General features: G+C 39.1%; 14 protein-coding genes. 2 read left to right on the top strand and 12 right to left on the bottom strand.

Annotated elements, in window-relative coordinates; genetic code table 11:
- Positions 1–157 precede the first annotated feature (157 nt).
- The 10 genes from CHJ_RS20410 to hxsD form a co-directional block, all read right to left on the bottom strand.
- Entirely contained in the window at positions 158–1,663 is a 1,506-nt protein-coding gene (locus CHJ_RS20410) for a tripartite tricarboxylate transporter permease (RefSeq protein ID WP_171753686.1), read from the bottom strand.
- An 11-nt stretch (positions 1,664–1,674) separates the two neighbouring features.
- A complete protein-coding gene (locus tag CHJ_RS20405) occupies positions 1,675–2,169 on the bottom strand; it encodes a tripartite tricarboxylate transporter TctB family protein (RefSeq protein WP_171753687.1) in 495 nt (164 codons plus the stop codon).
- 104 nt (positions 2,170–2,273) lie between these two features.
- Entirely contained in the window at positions 2,274–3,266 is a 993-nt protein-coding gene (locus CHJ_RS20400) for a Bug family tripartite tricarboxylate transporter substrate binding protein (protein WP_171753688.1), read from the bottom strand.
- 321 nt (positions 3,267–3,587) lie between these two features.
- Positions 3,588–3,758: a hypothetical protein gene (locus CHJ_RS20395; RefSeq protein WP_317918833.1), complete on the bottom strand. Its 171-nt coding sequence runs from the start codon at positions 3,756–3,758 to the stop codon at positions 3,588–3,590.
- A 425-nt stretch (positions 3,759–4,183) separates the two neighbouring features.
- The gene (locus tag CHJ_RS20390; RefSeq protein ID WP_317918832.1) at positions 4,184–5,020 is read right to left on the bottom strand and encodes an HNH endonuclease; all 837 of its coding nucleotides are present in this window, start codon (positions 5,018–5,020) and stop codon (positions 4,184–4,186) included.
- A gap of 158 nt (positions 5,021–5,178) precedes the next feature.
- Positions 5,179–6,678: an HD domain-containing protein gene (locus CHJ_RS20385; RefSeq protein WP_317918831.1), complete on the bottom strand. Its 1,500-nt coding sequence runs from the start codon at positions 6,676–6,678 to the stop codon at positions 5,179–5,181.
- 178 nt (positions 6,679–6,856) lie between these two features.
- Positions 6,857–7,450 (bottom strand): His-Xaa-Ser repeat protein HxsA, encoded by a 594-nt coding sequence (gene hxsA, locus CHJ_RS20380; RefSeq protein ID WP_317918830.1) that lies wholly within the window; start codon positions 7,448–7,450, stop codon positions 6,857–6,859.
- Positions 7,428–8,639, bottom strand: a complete 1,212-nt coding sequence (gene hxsC, locus CHJ_RS20375) for a His-Xaa-Ser system radical SAM maturase HxsC (protein ID WP_317918829.1) — start codon at positions 8,637–8,639, stop codon at positions 7,428–7,430. Before hxsC ends, hxsA begins: the two co-directional genes overlap by 23 nt.
- Positions 8,636–10,126 (bottom strand): His-Xaa-Ser system radical SAM maturase HxsB, encoded by a 1,491-nt coding sequence (gene hxsB / locus CHJ_RS20370; RefSeq protein WP_317918828.1) that lies wholly within the window; start codon positions 10,124–10,126, stop codon positions 8,636–8,638. The genes hxsC and hxsB overlap by 4 nt, the downstream gene beginning before the upstream one ends.
- Positions 10,119–10,412 carry a His-Xaa-Ser system protein HxsD gene (gene hxsD / locus CHJ_RS20365; protein ID WP_317918827.1) on the bottom strand — a complete coding sequence of 98 codons (294 nt, stop codon included), beginning with the start codon at positions 10,410–10,412 and terminating at the stop codon, positions 10,119–10,121. Before hxsD ends, hxsB begins: the two co-directional genes overlap by 8 nt.
- Before the next feature lie 439 nt (positions 10,413–10,851).
- On the opposite strand from hxsD, the gene CHJ_RS20360 reads away from it, so the two are divergent.
- Positions 10,852–11,586, top strand: coding sequence for an alpha/beta hydrolase (locus tag CHJ_RS20360; protein WP_317918826.1), 735 nt, complete (start codon positions 10,852–10,854; stop codon positions 11,584–11,586).
- 358 nt (positions 11,587–11,944) lie between these two features.
- Here the strand turns inward: CHJ_RS20360 and CHJ_RS20355 are convergent, their stop codons facing one another.
- The gene (locus CHJ_RS20355) at positions 11,945–12,319 is read right to left on the bottom strand and encodes a hypothetical protein (RefSeq protein ID WP_317918825.1); all 375 of its coding nucleotides are present in this window, start codon (positions 12,317–12,319) and stop codon (positions 11,945–11,947) included.
- Between the two features lie 335 nt (positions 12,320–12,654).
- Here CHJ_RS20355 and CHJ_RS20350 point away from each other — a divergent pair, with 335 nt between their 5' ends.
- Positions 12,655–13,719, top strand: coding sequence for a lipase family protein (locus tag CHJ_RS20350; protein WP_317918824.1), 1,065 nt, complete (start codon positions 12,655–12,657; stop codon positions 13,717–13,719).
- Between the two features lie 297 nt (positions 13,720–14,016).
- Here the strand turns inward: CHJ_RS20350 and CHJ_RS20345 are convergent, their stop codons facing one another.
- A complete protein-coding gene (locus CHJ_RS20345; protein WP_317918823.1) occupies positions 14,017–14,703 on the bottom strand; it encodes a hypothetical protein in 687 nt (228 codons plus the stop codon).
- Between the last annotated feature and the right edge of the window lie 189 nt (positions 14,704–14,892).

Raw genomic sequence — 14,892 nt, 5'->3', positions numbered from 1 at the left:
TTAAAAGCATGACTGGCGTCATGATAGTTAGAAGGTTTCAATTTATTCAATGGCGTTTATGAACTTATCCTATAGCGATAGAAACCATAAGAGCCAACCCTATCAGGCTGACTCTTATAAAAAGGACAGTTAACCTATAACGCTTTAACCTATCACGTTATGCTGCTTGTGCTTTCGCGTTACGCTTACGCATCATACTTAACATTGGAAGTCCGATAGATAGCAAGGTCACGGCAATAAGTGCCAACGCCACATTAGAACTCATAAACACGGTTAAGTCTTGGTTCGAAATACGATACGCCTGACGGAATGACTGCTCCATCGTACCGCCAACAATCACCGCCAGAATCATCGGAGCGGTAGGTATGTTGGCACGCTTCATAACCACACCCGCAACACCGAGGATGACAAGGATGTAGAAATCAACCACAGAGTTACTGATTGCGTAGCAACCAATAAACGCTAGACCAAGAACAATGGGATAAAGTACTTTTGGTGGAATAGCCAGAACTCTCACCAATGCACCCGCTAACGGAATATTCACAATAGCCAAAATAAAGTTCGCAACAAACATACTTGCAATCAGTCCCCACGCCGTTTCCGGATACTGAGTAAACAATAGCGGACCCGGCTGAATACCCAACATTAACAAGGCACCCATCATTACCGCAGTAGTACCAGAACCCGGAACACCAAGTGACAGCATTGGAATCATTGCACCGATAGACGCAGCATTATTAGCCGACTCTGGCGCAGCAAGACCTTCAATGGCACCTTTACCGAACTCTTCACTGTTTTTCGACAGTTGCTTCTCGTTGTTGTAACACATAAGAGAAGCCATCGTACCGCCAGCACCGGGTAACGAACCAATGATGAAACCAACAGGCGCACTACGCAATATTGGCCATTTTGAGCGAGACCAATCATCGTCGCTAATCCAGATGCGTTTAAACTTAGTTTGTGCTTTTTTGGTTCCTTGACTCAATGAACGGAAGCTCTTGAATACTTCACCAAGCGCATAAATACCGATAATTACAACCAAGAAGTCCACCCCAGTCTGAAGCTCTAAATTGCCAAATGTAAAGCGTTCAACACCAGATTGCGCATCGATCCCTATCGTTGCAATAGATAAGCCGACCACCATAGACAAAAAGCCTTTGAGCATATTGCCTTTAGACATAGACGCCGTCATAGAGAGCGCAGCAACCATAAGCAAGAAATACTCAGCAGGACCAAATTTTAAGGCAAAGCTTGCCACAGGCTCCGCAAGTAACGTCATCAGTACGGCGGCAATAGTACCGCCAATCAATGAGGCGATGGCAGACATCGCGAGTGCAGATTCCGCTCGTCCTTTCATTGCCATCGGGTAGCCGTCAAATGTCGCCGCCAGAGCCGCACCATCTCCCGGAGTATTGATTAAGATAGAACTACGAGAACCACCAAACATGGCTCCAATATATACGCCGGTCATTGTAATTAGCGCCGCCGTTGGTCCCATTGCAAATGTCATCGGCAGCAATACCGCCACACCAGTTGCAGGGCCAAGACCCGGAAGCATACCAACAATGGTACCCAAAACCCCGCCAACGGTGACGAGTAGTAAGTGATAAGGCTGTAGCGCAACGCCAAAGCCATTTAATAAGTTAGCAAAAATATCAGTCATGACAGCCTCTCTTATTCAGTAAATGGTAGTGGTGGAAGACTGATACTCAACATGGTTGAGAAGATGAAGAAAACACCCACAGAGAAGACAAGCGCAATAATGGCGTTCTTGAGCAATTTATCTCTGCCACTGGTTATGCCCAGCATAATGAACATAAATAGGAAGGTGCTAATCACATAACCTAAGTGCTCAAAAAGTACCGCATAACCGATTGAAATTATGCAGGTGTAGAAAATTCTTCGACGATCGTTTTTCTTTACATCATCTTCGTTAATCAATTCTTTGTACGCCATAACAGACGCTTTGAAATTACTTTTAATCAGCAAAAGAGCGCCAATTAATATCGATATGACTGCAATGCCAAGTGGAAAATAGATAGGGTCCAAAGGGTTACCGAACGCAGCGCGGGGCATGGAGTACGCCATAAAGCCGTAGACCAAACCAAAGCCTACACCAAATAAACCTGTGAATGCATCCCAATCCGGACGAACAGTTTTGTTTTCCATAGGAATTATCCTTAAGCTGAAACAGAGTTATAAAACATATGATTTAATAGAAAGATAAGAGGTTGCCCTCTCATCTTTTTAGAGTTAACAATTAACAATGGCGATTACTTATTAGAAAAAACTTCTCGTAAGATCTCTTTATACTGCTCATTTGTTTGAGCGAGGAACTTGGTGAACTCTTCACTGTTCTGATAGGCATCATCCCAACCGTTACGGGTACGCGCTTCAGACCACTCCTGAGTTTCAGTCATCTCTTTCAGAGTCTTGTTCCAGAACGTTACCGCGTATTCAGGCATATCTTTAGGACCAAACAGACCACGCCAGTTTTCAAATGTCGCATCAATTCCTTGCTCTTTCACCGTTGGAATATCAGCAATTACGCCAGAGCCAATACGCTTGTCCGCCGTTTGAGCGAGAGCGCGTAAGTTGCCACTTTTAACAAGAGAGGTTACATCGCCTAGGCCAGTAGAGATGAGATCGATATGACCTCCCAATACTTGAGCAACCGCTCCGCCATCTTGAAAAGAGATGTAATCAATTTTATTAAGATTCGGTACACCTGCTGCTTTAGCAATCATCAAGAATTGGATATGGTCCATGGAACCTGCCGATGAGGTACCACCAATTTTAACGCTCTTAGGATCTTTTTTGAGAGCTTCCATCACTTCATTAATAGAGGTGTACTTAGAGTCTTTTGAAACAACAAAAGCGGCATAATCGGTGATCAAACGGCCTAGTGGCGTTGTATCTTTGTAGCCAAACTTACTTGAGCCATTTAAATTGGTTAGCAAGATTGGTGGAGAGTAAACCGAGATAAGATTATCTTTGCCTACCTTGGTCTGCATATAAGCTAGGTTAACCGCACCACCACCACCAGGACGGTTAGTGACAGGCATGTTGGAATCAACCAACTTGGTATCTTTTAGGGTTTTTGCCACCGTGCGGATAGTTAAGTCCCAACCGCCACCAGCACCAGACGGCGCAACCATAGATAAAGTTTTTGGCGGGTAGTCTTTTGCGATTGCATTGCTTAAAGGCATTGCAGCAATAGAAGCCATTGCAGCTCCAACCATCACACTTTTTAGTTTCATGTTCATTTAATAAATCCCATCTAATTATAAGTTTAATATCAACGCGATGATGAATACTTTCGCGAATTGATGGAATTATTATCAAAGGAATACGCTTTAGGTTATGTGATTTAAAACTCTAAAAGATTGGTCTTTAATGCGGAAAATGACGTAAATGATTTAAATGGGAAAGGTGTCTTTGGGGTAACGGCTGAGCACACTATTGCGCGGGAAATGCAGCGACTAGCATTGAGGGATTTGTCTTAAATACCTTTCACTTTTTTAACAGCGTTCGCATAATGCCAGTCAATTAACCTAACTGGCATTACCTTTTATGTCGCGAATGACTTATTCCATTTCTTGCTTTTTATGCTGATAAAGCAAGCTAAGTAAGAACATACCAATTTCGTTGTTTAAGGCGGGATCGCCATTAATATCAACAGAAGCAGCGCTAATTATAAAGTCTTCAACTTGAAGGTAAAAATCGGGGTCGGGTTGGGATTGAGATAGTTTGGTCATAGTGACCTCCTTTTGGTAAGGTTTAAATCACCACTTAGAGGGTCCAATCACTGGGTGGCGAACTGAACAAGGTTGGACCTACCGCACCAAAAGAAGCGGCCAGCATAACGCTGCCTCGCCCAGCTCACCATTATTCAGGTGTGCTTAAGCGTACACATAAAAAAACCAGCAAAGCTGGCCATTATGCGCTTTTGGTTACAACTACGAGGGTCCAATCCCGACACTGGATTTTGCCAGTGCGGGGTAAGAGTATGATTAGTTGGGGTTGGGTGTCAAATTTTGATTTTGTGACTATGTAACACTGCGTTAAGTTGTGAGCAATACCAACCAGCTTACCTAATCCACTGTAATATAAATACTTTTCCCAGCGTAAGCTGAAAGCGCCAAGCGTTGTGAGCCCGTTTTACACGTTTTATTAAGCAGTTTTAGGTATAGGCATATATATTTTTTCGATGCCACGATAAGTATTTTTCGTGTTCAGGAACTAACGAAACACTCAAGCTATCATTTAGTCCTAAAGCCTCAAAGTCGTGCTTAGAAACCGACTTAGAAATCATAATATTGCCAGCTTTATCGAACGAGATAAAACCTTTGTCAAACAACAAATCTAAATTTGGAGTTAACAAAAAACCGTTATATCTATCTATACGTTCTTTGTTGTCACAATCCCTCCAAGGTTTAATATGAGACGCTCTCAGTAAACTGAGTTGAGAACACTTAGTTACACAGCATGTTGACCAGAATTTAATTAATAAGTCTCTAAATTTTCCTTGTCCAACTCTCGATTTAATCAACTGTTCTCTTTCTGTACTATCTAAACTCGGGTCGTCGCCGATCTCAGCCTCTTGAGTTTGTATGCAAAACTCCTCTATGTCAGTAGTGAGCCAATATTTCCGGCGTACTCCAAAATTGCCGCTAGCATTAGCTTCAAAACCTAAAGCTCCACAAGATGAAATGTAAGCTTTTTCAAGATAACTATAGCTTAAAGCCCGAGTACCTAAGATATTGTTAATTTCTCTATTAGTTAAGCGCCCATCTTTTTTGTTGTTTGCATTATGCTTTTTTAGCGTATTACCCACGTACCCAACAAAACGAGATGGAGCAAAATATAAACAGTCATCTGAAACATAAGGTATGAAGCAAGTCCCTCGTCTAATCAGAGAATTGACTTCCGACTTTTCCTCGTTAGTTCCAAATTTTCTAAGTTTATCAAACTCTCTAATATTGCTTTCCAACTGTTCATGACTTTCGATTAATTTCACATTCTCTCCAACTAAATAATACTGCGTTAAGGGAGAGCAATACTATTCCCTAACCTAACCCATTGTATCATAAATACAAAACCTAACGTTGAACTGAAGATGGCAGCATTGGGAGTCACCCTAAAATTCTTGTTATAACGCACTACAGACACAATTTATCAATACATCTCACAAACATCTGCTTTTATATTCTCTAAGTTCTCCGTTAATTTTTCATCTATCATTTCCAGAACAGTAGGTTTGATGAACACGCGAATGAAGTACCTAATGGACTGATACATATCCAGCTTTTCATCACATTCAGATATTTTCTTAGATTCATAAGAACCATCTGGAGATTTAACTAATAGCTTTATTTTTGTTTTATCAATATCTTTAAATGTATTATCACTCATAATATCAATGATAAATTCATCTCTAGAAATAACTTTCTCTAGTTCTAAGCTTAAACTTTGCCTAATATCAGAAATCATCGTTTTATCAACTTTTGATGATATACCTTGGTCTGAAATGTAAAGCCTCGATTCATAGAGCTTCTTCCATGGTTTTCGATCCACAACATCATTAATCAGATTTTCAGCAACAGGACTTCCCTCGATAAGCTTCGGAACTGTAACATTGATAAATTCATCATCAGAATTATCCAAATAAAACTCTTGTAATTGCTCCAAGTTATGATGTCCCATACCTTCTTCTAGCTGATACATCTCCGAAAGAATATGTTCTGTACCTTTGCTTAAAGCAATTTCACACACTTTTCCGAGCATTGAAGAAAATGCTCGGTTTGTTTTATGGAAATATACCTGACTAAATAGATTAGAACGTGAAAATACAAATTCAGAAATTGAGTCCAAACAACTTTCTTTATATGCTAAACATATTTGATTACCATCAAGAACTGGTACTATAGACTTCAGCAAACGCTCAATATTATAAATACCACACTTAACACCTGAAAAGTAACTATCTCTTAATAAGTAATCCATTCGGTCTGCATCAATTGGACATGAAGAAATAAGTGAAGTAAACAATGGCTGAATATCAAATTTACTTCCATTTATCTCAACTAATACTTCCCCACCTTTATATTTATTTTCAATAAGCTTTAGTATATTGTCAGTGTCAACATACTCGCCCAAGGATAGATCTTTTATAATTTTTCTAATAAATATTAAAGAAATGTGTTCATGTTCTACATCATTTTCAGCATGAATTAGATCATAAACGTCACTATATTCATTGCCTAGCACTCCCTCAAGCTGACTTTTAGACATCAGAAATGAATCAAATTGATGAGACATTGGCCCATGACCTATATCGTGAAGTAAAGCGGCTATTCTTAGTTCTTGAATGTTTACAAGTGAAAGTTGATCTAAATAGCGAAAGAGGATCTCATCGCAATATTTGACATCATATCGATATGAATTTAGCTGTAGATTATTCAACATCTCGTAAGCAACATGCATTACTCCTAAAGAATGCTCAAATCGGCTATGCATTGCTGATGGAAACACTTTATACAGAAACGTATTTTGCTTGACGTTTCTTAGCCTTTGAAAAAGGCGATGACCAATGACCTGACGTTCAATATCAGTGATCATAATTGTTCCATGAATTGGATCTAGAATTTTTCCTAACAAATTTCTATCAAAGTTCATCTTTTCCCCTAGATTATATTTGTTCACGTTATACAACTCTTGTTTCTTTTAATATTTTAGGGCTAAACCTAATTAGAAAAGACACTTTTGACACCCTAAGTTCTGTTCTGGGATTGATATACGTGTCAGATATCTAAGACCAACAATGCCCAACCCTAACACCTAATCAAATCTACAACTAAGGAAGTCGAATACTCAAGTGATTAAGTACTTCGGTCGTCATAGTACCCGTCTTTTTCAACCCCCAATAGCTTTGATATTTTTTGATTGCATTTGATGTTTTTGGCCCCATTATTCCGTCGATAGCACCAACATCATAGCCCTTTCTAAACAGAGCTAATTGAACACGCATTACAAGCTGTTTCAATACATCTGAGCTATCTTTCTTGCTCTTACTTTGGGTATTAACCGATTGTGAAGCTACACCTGATAAATCAGTATCAACCGAGGGGGCAACTGAACTTCTTACTGGAGGAGTATATGTTGGTGCAGCCGCTTTATACCCTCCTGTTCGAGAGGAGTAATGAGAGCGATGGCTAGAGTGAGAACGATGACTCGAATGAGAGCGGTGTGAGCGATGTGCTGCATACAAGTTATCTAGACCTGAGTTAAGTGAAATATCAAAGGTGACAACATCATTTAACTGAGCCCCATAAATCTCAGGAGGCAACGCTCCCGATTCAGATGCATTAGCTGTTTGTAGAAGTAGCGAAGCAGCCCCAACCCCATTAAACACTGAGGATAAAAACTTAAATAATCCCTTTTTCATCATACACCTTCTCAGTTTTTTGTATAAATGGTACCACTGTGTTTTTTACGAACTTTGCGTTAATAGATTGAAAAAAACCACTGCATTTATCTTTTTTCGAACAAGGAAAACAGTCATCCACGAACACATTTTTCCAATCAGATATGCTTTGCACTGCGATATCATGTAACTCTTCTGGTAGCTTGCACAGAGGTAAATTATAAAGCAGCACATTGACCGAACATGCCCTCATATGATTTACGGCATCCTTTAGTTGTTCTGAATAGCTATCAATGTCACACCAAACAACTTGATGATTTAAGCGGGTATAGCCTGTTGGTTCAACACCCATTAAAGCGATAGAGTCAACAAAAGGAAGATTTCTTTGAACAAACTCAGCTATATCCTGAATGTTTTGTAACACCATTTTTGTGAGAACAACTCTAAGCTCAATAACTTGATTGAACAACGCTAGGTTATAAAGTCCATGAATAGTTCGATCAAAGGAACCTTCAACTTGAGTATGAAAGTCATGCAGTTGGGGGGTACTCCCAAAAATTGGAACTCCCCATATAATCTTTTCATGCTTGAGTGAAGATAGCCGTTCCACTTCTTTCTTTTCAGAGAATGATGTGCCGTTAGTCAATATATGCAGATAAGTATTAGGAATGAAATCTTTACAATGCTTGATGAGCTCAACAAAGCTTCCACCTAATATGGATGGTTCACCACCACTGATCCCCAGAACTTGAGAGTCATTATCGTCCATTAAATTGACTATCGCTTTGCTCTCTTCAATTCTCCAACTATCATCAACATCTTTTGGCGGTTGGGAGCACATTATACAGTTATGGTTGCAGCGCTCTGTAACAAAAAGCATGTTGGAGCTACTTGCTTTTCTGTAGAGGATATCTATCCGTGATTCAGAAACTGAAATAATATCGCCAGACGCTACAGCATCTGGTAAGTCCAAATTACAAATAACTGGAAGCTCATGAGCAGCAGAAACAAGTTGATCATTTGGGCAGATGATCCCCCCCCAATCCATAGATAAAATTGCGTCCATATTGATGTCATTTTGCTCATAAATCAGGCAATAGTCAGAGCCAAAGTAACCACGCTCGATAACATCTTGATAGTTAACAACTCTTAGTAAGTTTGGATAACGAATGTTTCGACACGTGGCTGATAATTTTAAAGGCAAGGCTCTCATTCCTGCCCCTCCAGAATTTCACTGCCTTGGTTTGTCAACCAACTCATTAATACCTTCTTATTACTTTCATCCTTCATCAATTCGAAAACATGTTTATAGAGATATTTTTGCTTATCACAAAATGAGCTAAAACTACGATGACCTATCATATCTCCAGATCTTGATAAGTTTTGAACTGGATTAACACCACAGTACGGGAGGTAAGCACAATCAGAGCAACCAGGTAGGGCTTCTGCAACACCAGCATCTAGTATTCTTCTAATTGGCTCAGAACTCATTAATGATTGATATGAATCACTTGCTTTGCCCAAACAAAGTGAATCATCTCCCATCTCAACCAACATCCTCGATTCATCTGATGGGTAAACTTTGCCATTATAGTTATATACAAGAACACCAGTACCATCTCCACATGGAGATCTCATATCAACATAACCCATAGGGCGAGGGGTCAAAATGTTATTCAATGCGAGCGCCGCATTAACTTCATCCAAATGGTAACCTTGTTTATTAGCGTCAATGATATGGGCAAGAGCTTCAAAGTAAAATCGATTAAACTCCTCAGAAGTGTAAGAGACTTTATTCTCCTTCTTTACAGCAAAGCCATACATGTTCAAGGGACGTAAAAAAATAGAATGAAAGCCGTGTTTTACATATTCATCAACAATAGCCTTTGATGCACCAAGACTTGCTTTTGTAATAGTTGTCATAGCAGCAACTTTGTCATCACCAAGCCATGTTCTAGTCTTATCAATTCCCTTAATGGTAAGCTCGTAACTGTTTCTGCATGAATTTGGCCTGTTGATATTGTGTAACCATTCAGGGCCATCTAAAGAAGTAGAAACATGAACATCATGCTCTTTGCAAAAAGCGAGTTTCTCGTTATCTATCGACTGCAAGTTGGTTGTTATGACGAACTGAAGATTTTTGTTTTCATTCAGATTAACTTTTTCACAAAGCTCTACAATGAACTTGAACTGTTCGAATGCCAATAACGATTCCCCCCCCTGAAATTCAACCGTAAGATCATTTGAAGGGGACTCGAACATACGATAAACGAACTGTTCTGCGTCACTAATACTCATATCATATTGGTGTTTATTTTCGCCTTTACGGCTAACCTGACAATATTCACATGAGTTGTCACATCTCAATGTCGTAACAAATATATGTAGAGCAGGACCACCTTTAATAAAAGATTTCCGTGCTCTATATTTCGAAGCATAGGTTCTAAATATTGACGAATATCCATCAGTAAAAACGAACGACTTCGACAACAATTCATGAAACAAAGCGCCATTTGTAGGTAATTTTCCCTCTATCAGCTCTACAAGCTCCTTTGAGGTAAGATAACAAAACTCACCTACTTCATTAACGGCAAGCACGGATGATGAACTCAAGCGTTCAAAACGGAAAGGTAATAGTCTGTAGCCTGTTGGCTTAAACTCTTCATATGCTTTGAACCTTTTCAATTTTTCTTCACTCAACGCCAGCCTCGCTCAAAGCTGCACTAATAATTGTTTCTTTGATTGGTCTGGTTTGTTGATCAATTTTGAGCCTAAGTTCATGATCATTAACGACTGTCCTGAACTCATTACAAAGTTGATGATAGTTGATTGAAAGGCAGGAAGGCTCAATTGACACTATAAAATCAGAACCTTTCATACTTATAGAAAATACTGCTTGCTTTGCTAAATCATAGCTAGCTTTAAGAAGAGCATCTTTTGAATATATCTTTGCATCAAAGGAAAGCGGGGAAGAATTAACATCCATGCTGCGACATTATCCTTAAAAATTCTTGAATTAACAAAATCTTACACTTTTTTTCATGCCTAGCCAGTGTCTAGATCAATTTAAAGTTAGTTAAAAAGTAAGTAAAACGATAAGTCTCAAAGTAGTAATGTATAAATTCTCCAGCGTAGAATGAAGCATTTTCGCATTAGAAAACGCCAACTGTTGTGGTTCAACACCTAATTAAGTTTGGGGCGTCAGCTACAATCTATCCTTCGGATTATTTTAAGTACCCCAAAACACCATCAAGCACTATGATAAGCAGTACCTAAATACAAGAAAATGGACAATGTTTGTAAAGATATGGACTACTCTTGTCTAGAATTAACGCAAACTAAAAGAATAAGTAACCATTAGATATGACTTCTTTGTCTATGATAACAAGAAATGTAATGATACATTTCTAACTATCTGAATAGTAATGAAAAATATTGTAACACTACTGGTCATGTCTTTATTTTGGATTAGTCATGTAAATGCCGATGAACTTTTTGATCAATCTAGAAACAGACACATTCCAATAAAGATAACTCAACCAATAAAACATGACTCTTGTGCTGAAGGCAGCAAATGCCCAGTTGCATTTCTCAGCGCTGGATACGGTGTCCCCCATACGAAATACGAATTTTTGTCTCAACAGCTTGTTGAGCTTGGATATTTGGTTGTCGCTATTGGTCATGAGCTACCAACAGATCCTCCGTTATCTGTAGAGGGAAACCTTTATGAGACGCGAAGTGAAAATTGGAAAAGAGGTGCTAAAACTTTAGAGTTTGTCAGGACTAAACTTCAGCCATTGTACAACAAATACGATTTTAACTCTTTGCTACTAATAGGCCACTCTAACGGTGGAGATATCTCATCATGGTTAGGAAATGAATCAAAAACATACGTAAAATCAATAATTACTCTTGATCACAGGAGAGTACCGCTACCCCGAAGCAATGAAATAAACATACTATCAATACGAGGTAGTGATTATCCCGCAGACAAAGGTGTTCTGCCTACTAAAGCTGAAAGTATTACCTTCGGTAGTTGTATTGTTACTATTCCCAATTCGAGACATAACGATATGTCAGACTATGGCCCAACATGGCTCAAACAACAAATTGCACTAATACTCAAGAAATACCTAACAGAGAAGTCATGCAATCCGTAATTGGTTGATTAGAAATACAAAGGTGAAAAAGGCATGAGTTGCTCCAAAGAACTTTAAAGAGACAACCGCATTATGTTGCGTTCAGTTTTTTCTGCGTACTTGAATACAGCCTTACACCTTTCATCTAACGCTGATTCATGACGATATTTTCCGCATTGGACCCTTCAGGGACAAGCACCTTAAGCAGAAGATTTGTGGTCACAGCCTTTGATGACTAGAAACTCACTTCACTCGGGTGCAAAGTCCATTTTCCATCAGCCGGTGAGCTTTAAAGAAACCTAGAAATGCTGTGTACGTGAGTAGTGCTTGCATAAAATAAGACGCCTGTCCGCGCAATCCAAAAAAAATTATACCTTCCTCACGCATAAACATACTGTTCTATAATTTTTCCTCTATCATCAATAGTTATAGCTTTTACATAGATCTGATGATTTCTAGCCATATAAACTTCTGTATAAAATTCAACTAAGTGTTCCAGTTCAATATTGTGGCTGGCAGCATGACGAGGTAGCCAATCACGATAATAACTCAGTGATTTTCTAACTCTTGGTGTAAGCCGAAAAAGTTCTTCCGTTCGTTGCGGTAGCCATGAAATTCTTAGTTTTTTCTCTGGTTGAAGCCGCGCTAAAGTATATAAATCTTCGAACACAAATGCGCCGTCTACGTAGTTACACCCACCAATAAACGAGTGAGTGAAATTGTGAGCCATTGCTTTTATTAATTTATATTTCATTTTGAGTTTTGAATTGCCACTAACTTGATAGAAACATCTTAACGTAGGTTTCTGGTAGAGTCGCGAGCATGGATATGCAATTGTGAATCCGAAGCTTTTTAAAGGGACAGTCGCTTTATGTTACTAATATCACGCCCTACCGTTACGGAGAGCTCCACAGACTGGGTAGGAACTTGAGCGCAACCAGAGGAGAACAAGGAATATGACTACTAATATACGCATTTATTTACTCCATTTTATTAAGTGTTTTATTTGCTTCATTAATTGCAAGAATGCTTAATGACTGGTTAAATATCACTCTAATATGAAATCATTTGCAAAACAGGTTATTGAATATGAGTGTGTTAAATAAAATCAATACAGAAATAGATACAAAAGCAAGTTTGTTGAATCTAGATTTGCCTAGTTATCGCCAAGCGTATAGCGACCGGACAGCATGGTTAATGGCAACCTTTTCTGAGCTAGCTTATCTGCGGTTCAATCCGGCACTACCAAGCAAGCTACAAAAAATAGGTCTGGAGGAAGCTTTAAAGAAAATTGTAGATGAGTCTACAAACACAAACTTTATAAAAGCAATTTCTGCCATAGAAGGGCTTCTTTGGGATCATGAAGAAGAGAAGAACAAATTAATCAGTGAGTTGAGCACACTAAATGAATCTAAGCTATTAAACACTTTTGATACCCAGCTCGGAACTCAGGCAATTTTGATAGAGACTCCTATTTCTTATGTATTGGCATTCAGGGGGACTGAGGCTACAAGCCTTAATGATATCAAAGCTGATGCTAAAGCTACGATCACAAAATGTAAGACTCCCGGTCGGGTTCATGAAGGTTTTCATGACGCTTTTGGCTCTGTGGAAAATGAGCTTAGAACGGCTCTGCTTGAACTTACTGAAAAAAAACCTCTGTTTATCACCGGCCACAGTCTCGGAGGGGCATTAGCAACAATCGCAGCAAAAAGATTAACATTCGAGCATGGTATTGCTGCTTGCTATACATTTGGAGCTCCAAGAGTTGGAGACAAAGAGTGGATCTCTACAATAAAAACACCAATTTACCGGGTTGTTAATGCAGCAGACTCAGTAACAATGTTACCGCCGAATGCGGTAGCAATCGGGGCTCTAAGCACTGGTGTAGGCTTTATTCCATGGATTGGTACTAAGGCAAAAGAGTTCTTATTAGAGAAGTTTAACGGCTATATCCACGGTGGAAATATGCGTTATCTGACAAACTGCAAAAAAGGAGAATATGAAGATGTACAATTACTTTATTCAGTTTCCTTCCTTTTCAGACTTAAAGCAGTCTTAATTGGTAAGCTTCCATATAAAAAATTCCTTTCAGATCATTCAATTAGTATATATAGAAAAAAACTCGAAATCGTTGCAATAAAACGTAACTAAGCTTTGAGGTACATCAGTGTTGACATAAAACACATTGATATACCTCTTTGTTCTCCTTAGATGGGCTGATCCACGCCTGAATTATCAGCACCTCATTACAACATACAAGGACAGGCATCTGAAATAGTAAATACAAACTTATATCGATGCGAACAGACACCAAAAGATACTAGTACCTTTGAGATAGAACCTTCTATCACTCATATGTTCATACTCTATATTCTCTCCTCTGAGCTTCTTTTAAAATGCGAGCATACAACGCTCCGCTCAGTTGGTTGAACTGGTTTGTGAGATGTTTCAGCCGCCATTGAGAATGTAAAAGTAGGACTTTCTAACCCGCTCATCACCATTAATAATTTTTATGTCTACGTAAATAACACTTTCAGGCCTATCAATAAATTTACCAATCGCAAATTTGACAAACGTCAAGTTCGTATTAGACACAAACGATTCTATTTTCCATTGCTCGCCTTTCCAGCGCCCAGTCGCTGAATCTTTCTTAGTTTGATTTATTTGAGAACGCTCGATTAAAGGTAAGTCCATTACGACTACCGTATCTTGCTTGACGTTATATACTACAAGGTCACTATTAGACGGGCCAAAAAGACCTGCAAGCACTACGGTGTCATCTTTGATAGAGAAATTTAGTTTTGTTTCGCCGACTTTAATCAATTGTGTTGTCTTTACACCATCGACGAATTTCTTGTACTCCGACTCGCTAACACCTAAGTTCGGATGATATGGCATCGGCCTACCCGGCTTTAAATTGGACATAAACTCGTTAGCCCAATCTGAATTTTTTTGTAGAGACTGTTGGATTCTAACTCCAATTTCCTGTATCTCAGGTGGAGCTCCTAAAGTCATAATATCAGCGTTTACGACATCGGACTTCGGAACGAAGCTGTCCCAGAGACCAAGTTCGCCCGCCCGCACTGAGAAAGTAACAACAAACACAAGAAGTGCATAAATAATACGGCTATACATTCAATTTTCCTTATCTACATCTATCAGTTTAATATACAACTACACTCACACTCTACATCTCATAGCTTGCAATGACAGGCACCTAAAGTACAGTGTCATATATTAGAGCCTCTCTAGAGGAGCTCTCTCTAATTCGTAATATCAATTCGGAACAGCTTCGCGTATCAAAGTGCCAACTGTTATGGTTCA

Source organism: Vibrio sp. MACH09 (genome assembly GCF_033238805.1).
Classification (GTDB): Bacteria; Pseudomonadota; Gammaproteobacteria; order Enterobacterales; family Vibrionaceae; genus Vibrio.
This window is presented reverse-complemented; position numbering and strand designations above follow the sequence as displayed.

Excerpts from the sequence above, each read along its gene's own strand:
- CHJ_RS20395 (WP_317918833.1), bottom strand. The coding sequence starts at position 3,758 with ATGACCAAACTATCTCAATCCCAACCCGACCCCGATTTTTACCTTCAA.
- hxsD (WP_317918827.1), bottom strand. The coding sequence starts at position 10,412 with ATGGATGTTAATTCTTCCCCGCTTTCCTTTGATGCAAAGATATATTCA.
- CHJ_RS20360 (WP_317918826.1), top strand. The coding sequence starts at position 10,852 with ATGAAAAATATTGTAACACTACTGGTCATGTCTTTATTTTGGATTAGT.
- hxsC (WP_317918829.1), bottom strand. The coding sequence starts at position 8,639 with ATGAGAGCCTTGCCTTTAAAATTATCAGCCACGTGTCGAAACATTCGT.
- CHJ_RS20345 (WP_317918823.1), bottom strand. The coding sequence starts at position 14,703 with ATGTATAGCCGTATTATTTATGCACTTCTTGTGTTTGTTGTTACTTTC.
- CHJ_RS20355 (WP_317918825.1), bottom strand. The coding sequence starts at position 12,319 with ATGAAATATAAATTAATAAAAGCAATGGCTCACAATTTCACTCACTCG.
- CHJ_RS20385 (WP_317918831.1), bottom strand. The coding sequence starts at position 6,678 with ATGAACTTTGATAGAAATTTGTTAGGAAAAATTCTAGATCCAATTCAT.
- CHJ_RS20405 (WP_171753687.1), bottom strand. The coding sequence starts at position 2,169 with ATGGAAAACAAAACTGTTCGTCCGGATTGGGATGCATTCACAGGTTTA.
- CHJ_RS20400 (WP_171753688.1), bottom strand. The coding sequence starts at position 3,266 with ATGAACATGAAACTAAAAAGTGTGATGGTTGGAGCTGCAATGGCTTCT.
- CHJ_RS20350 (WP_317918824.1), top strand. The coding sequence starts at position 12,655 with ATGAGTGTGTTAAATAAAATCAATACAGAAATAGATACAAAAGCAAGT.
- CHJ_RS20410 (WP_171753686.1), bottom strand. The coding sequence starts at position 1,663 with ATGACTGATATTTTTGCTAACTTATTAAATGGCTTTGGCGTTGCGCTA.
- hxsA (WP_317918830.1), bottom strand. The coding sequence starts at position 7,450 with ATGATGAAAAAGGGATTATTTAAGTTTTTATCCTCAGTGTTTAATGGG.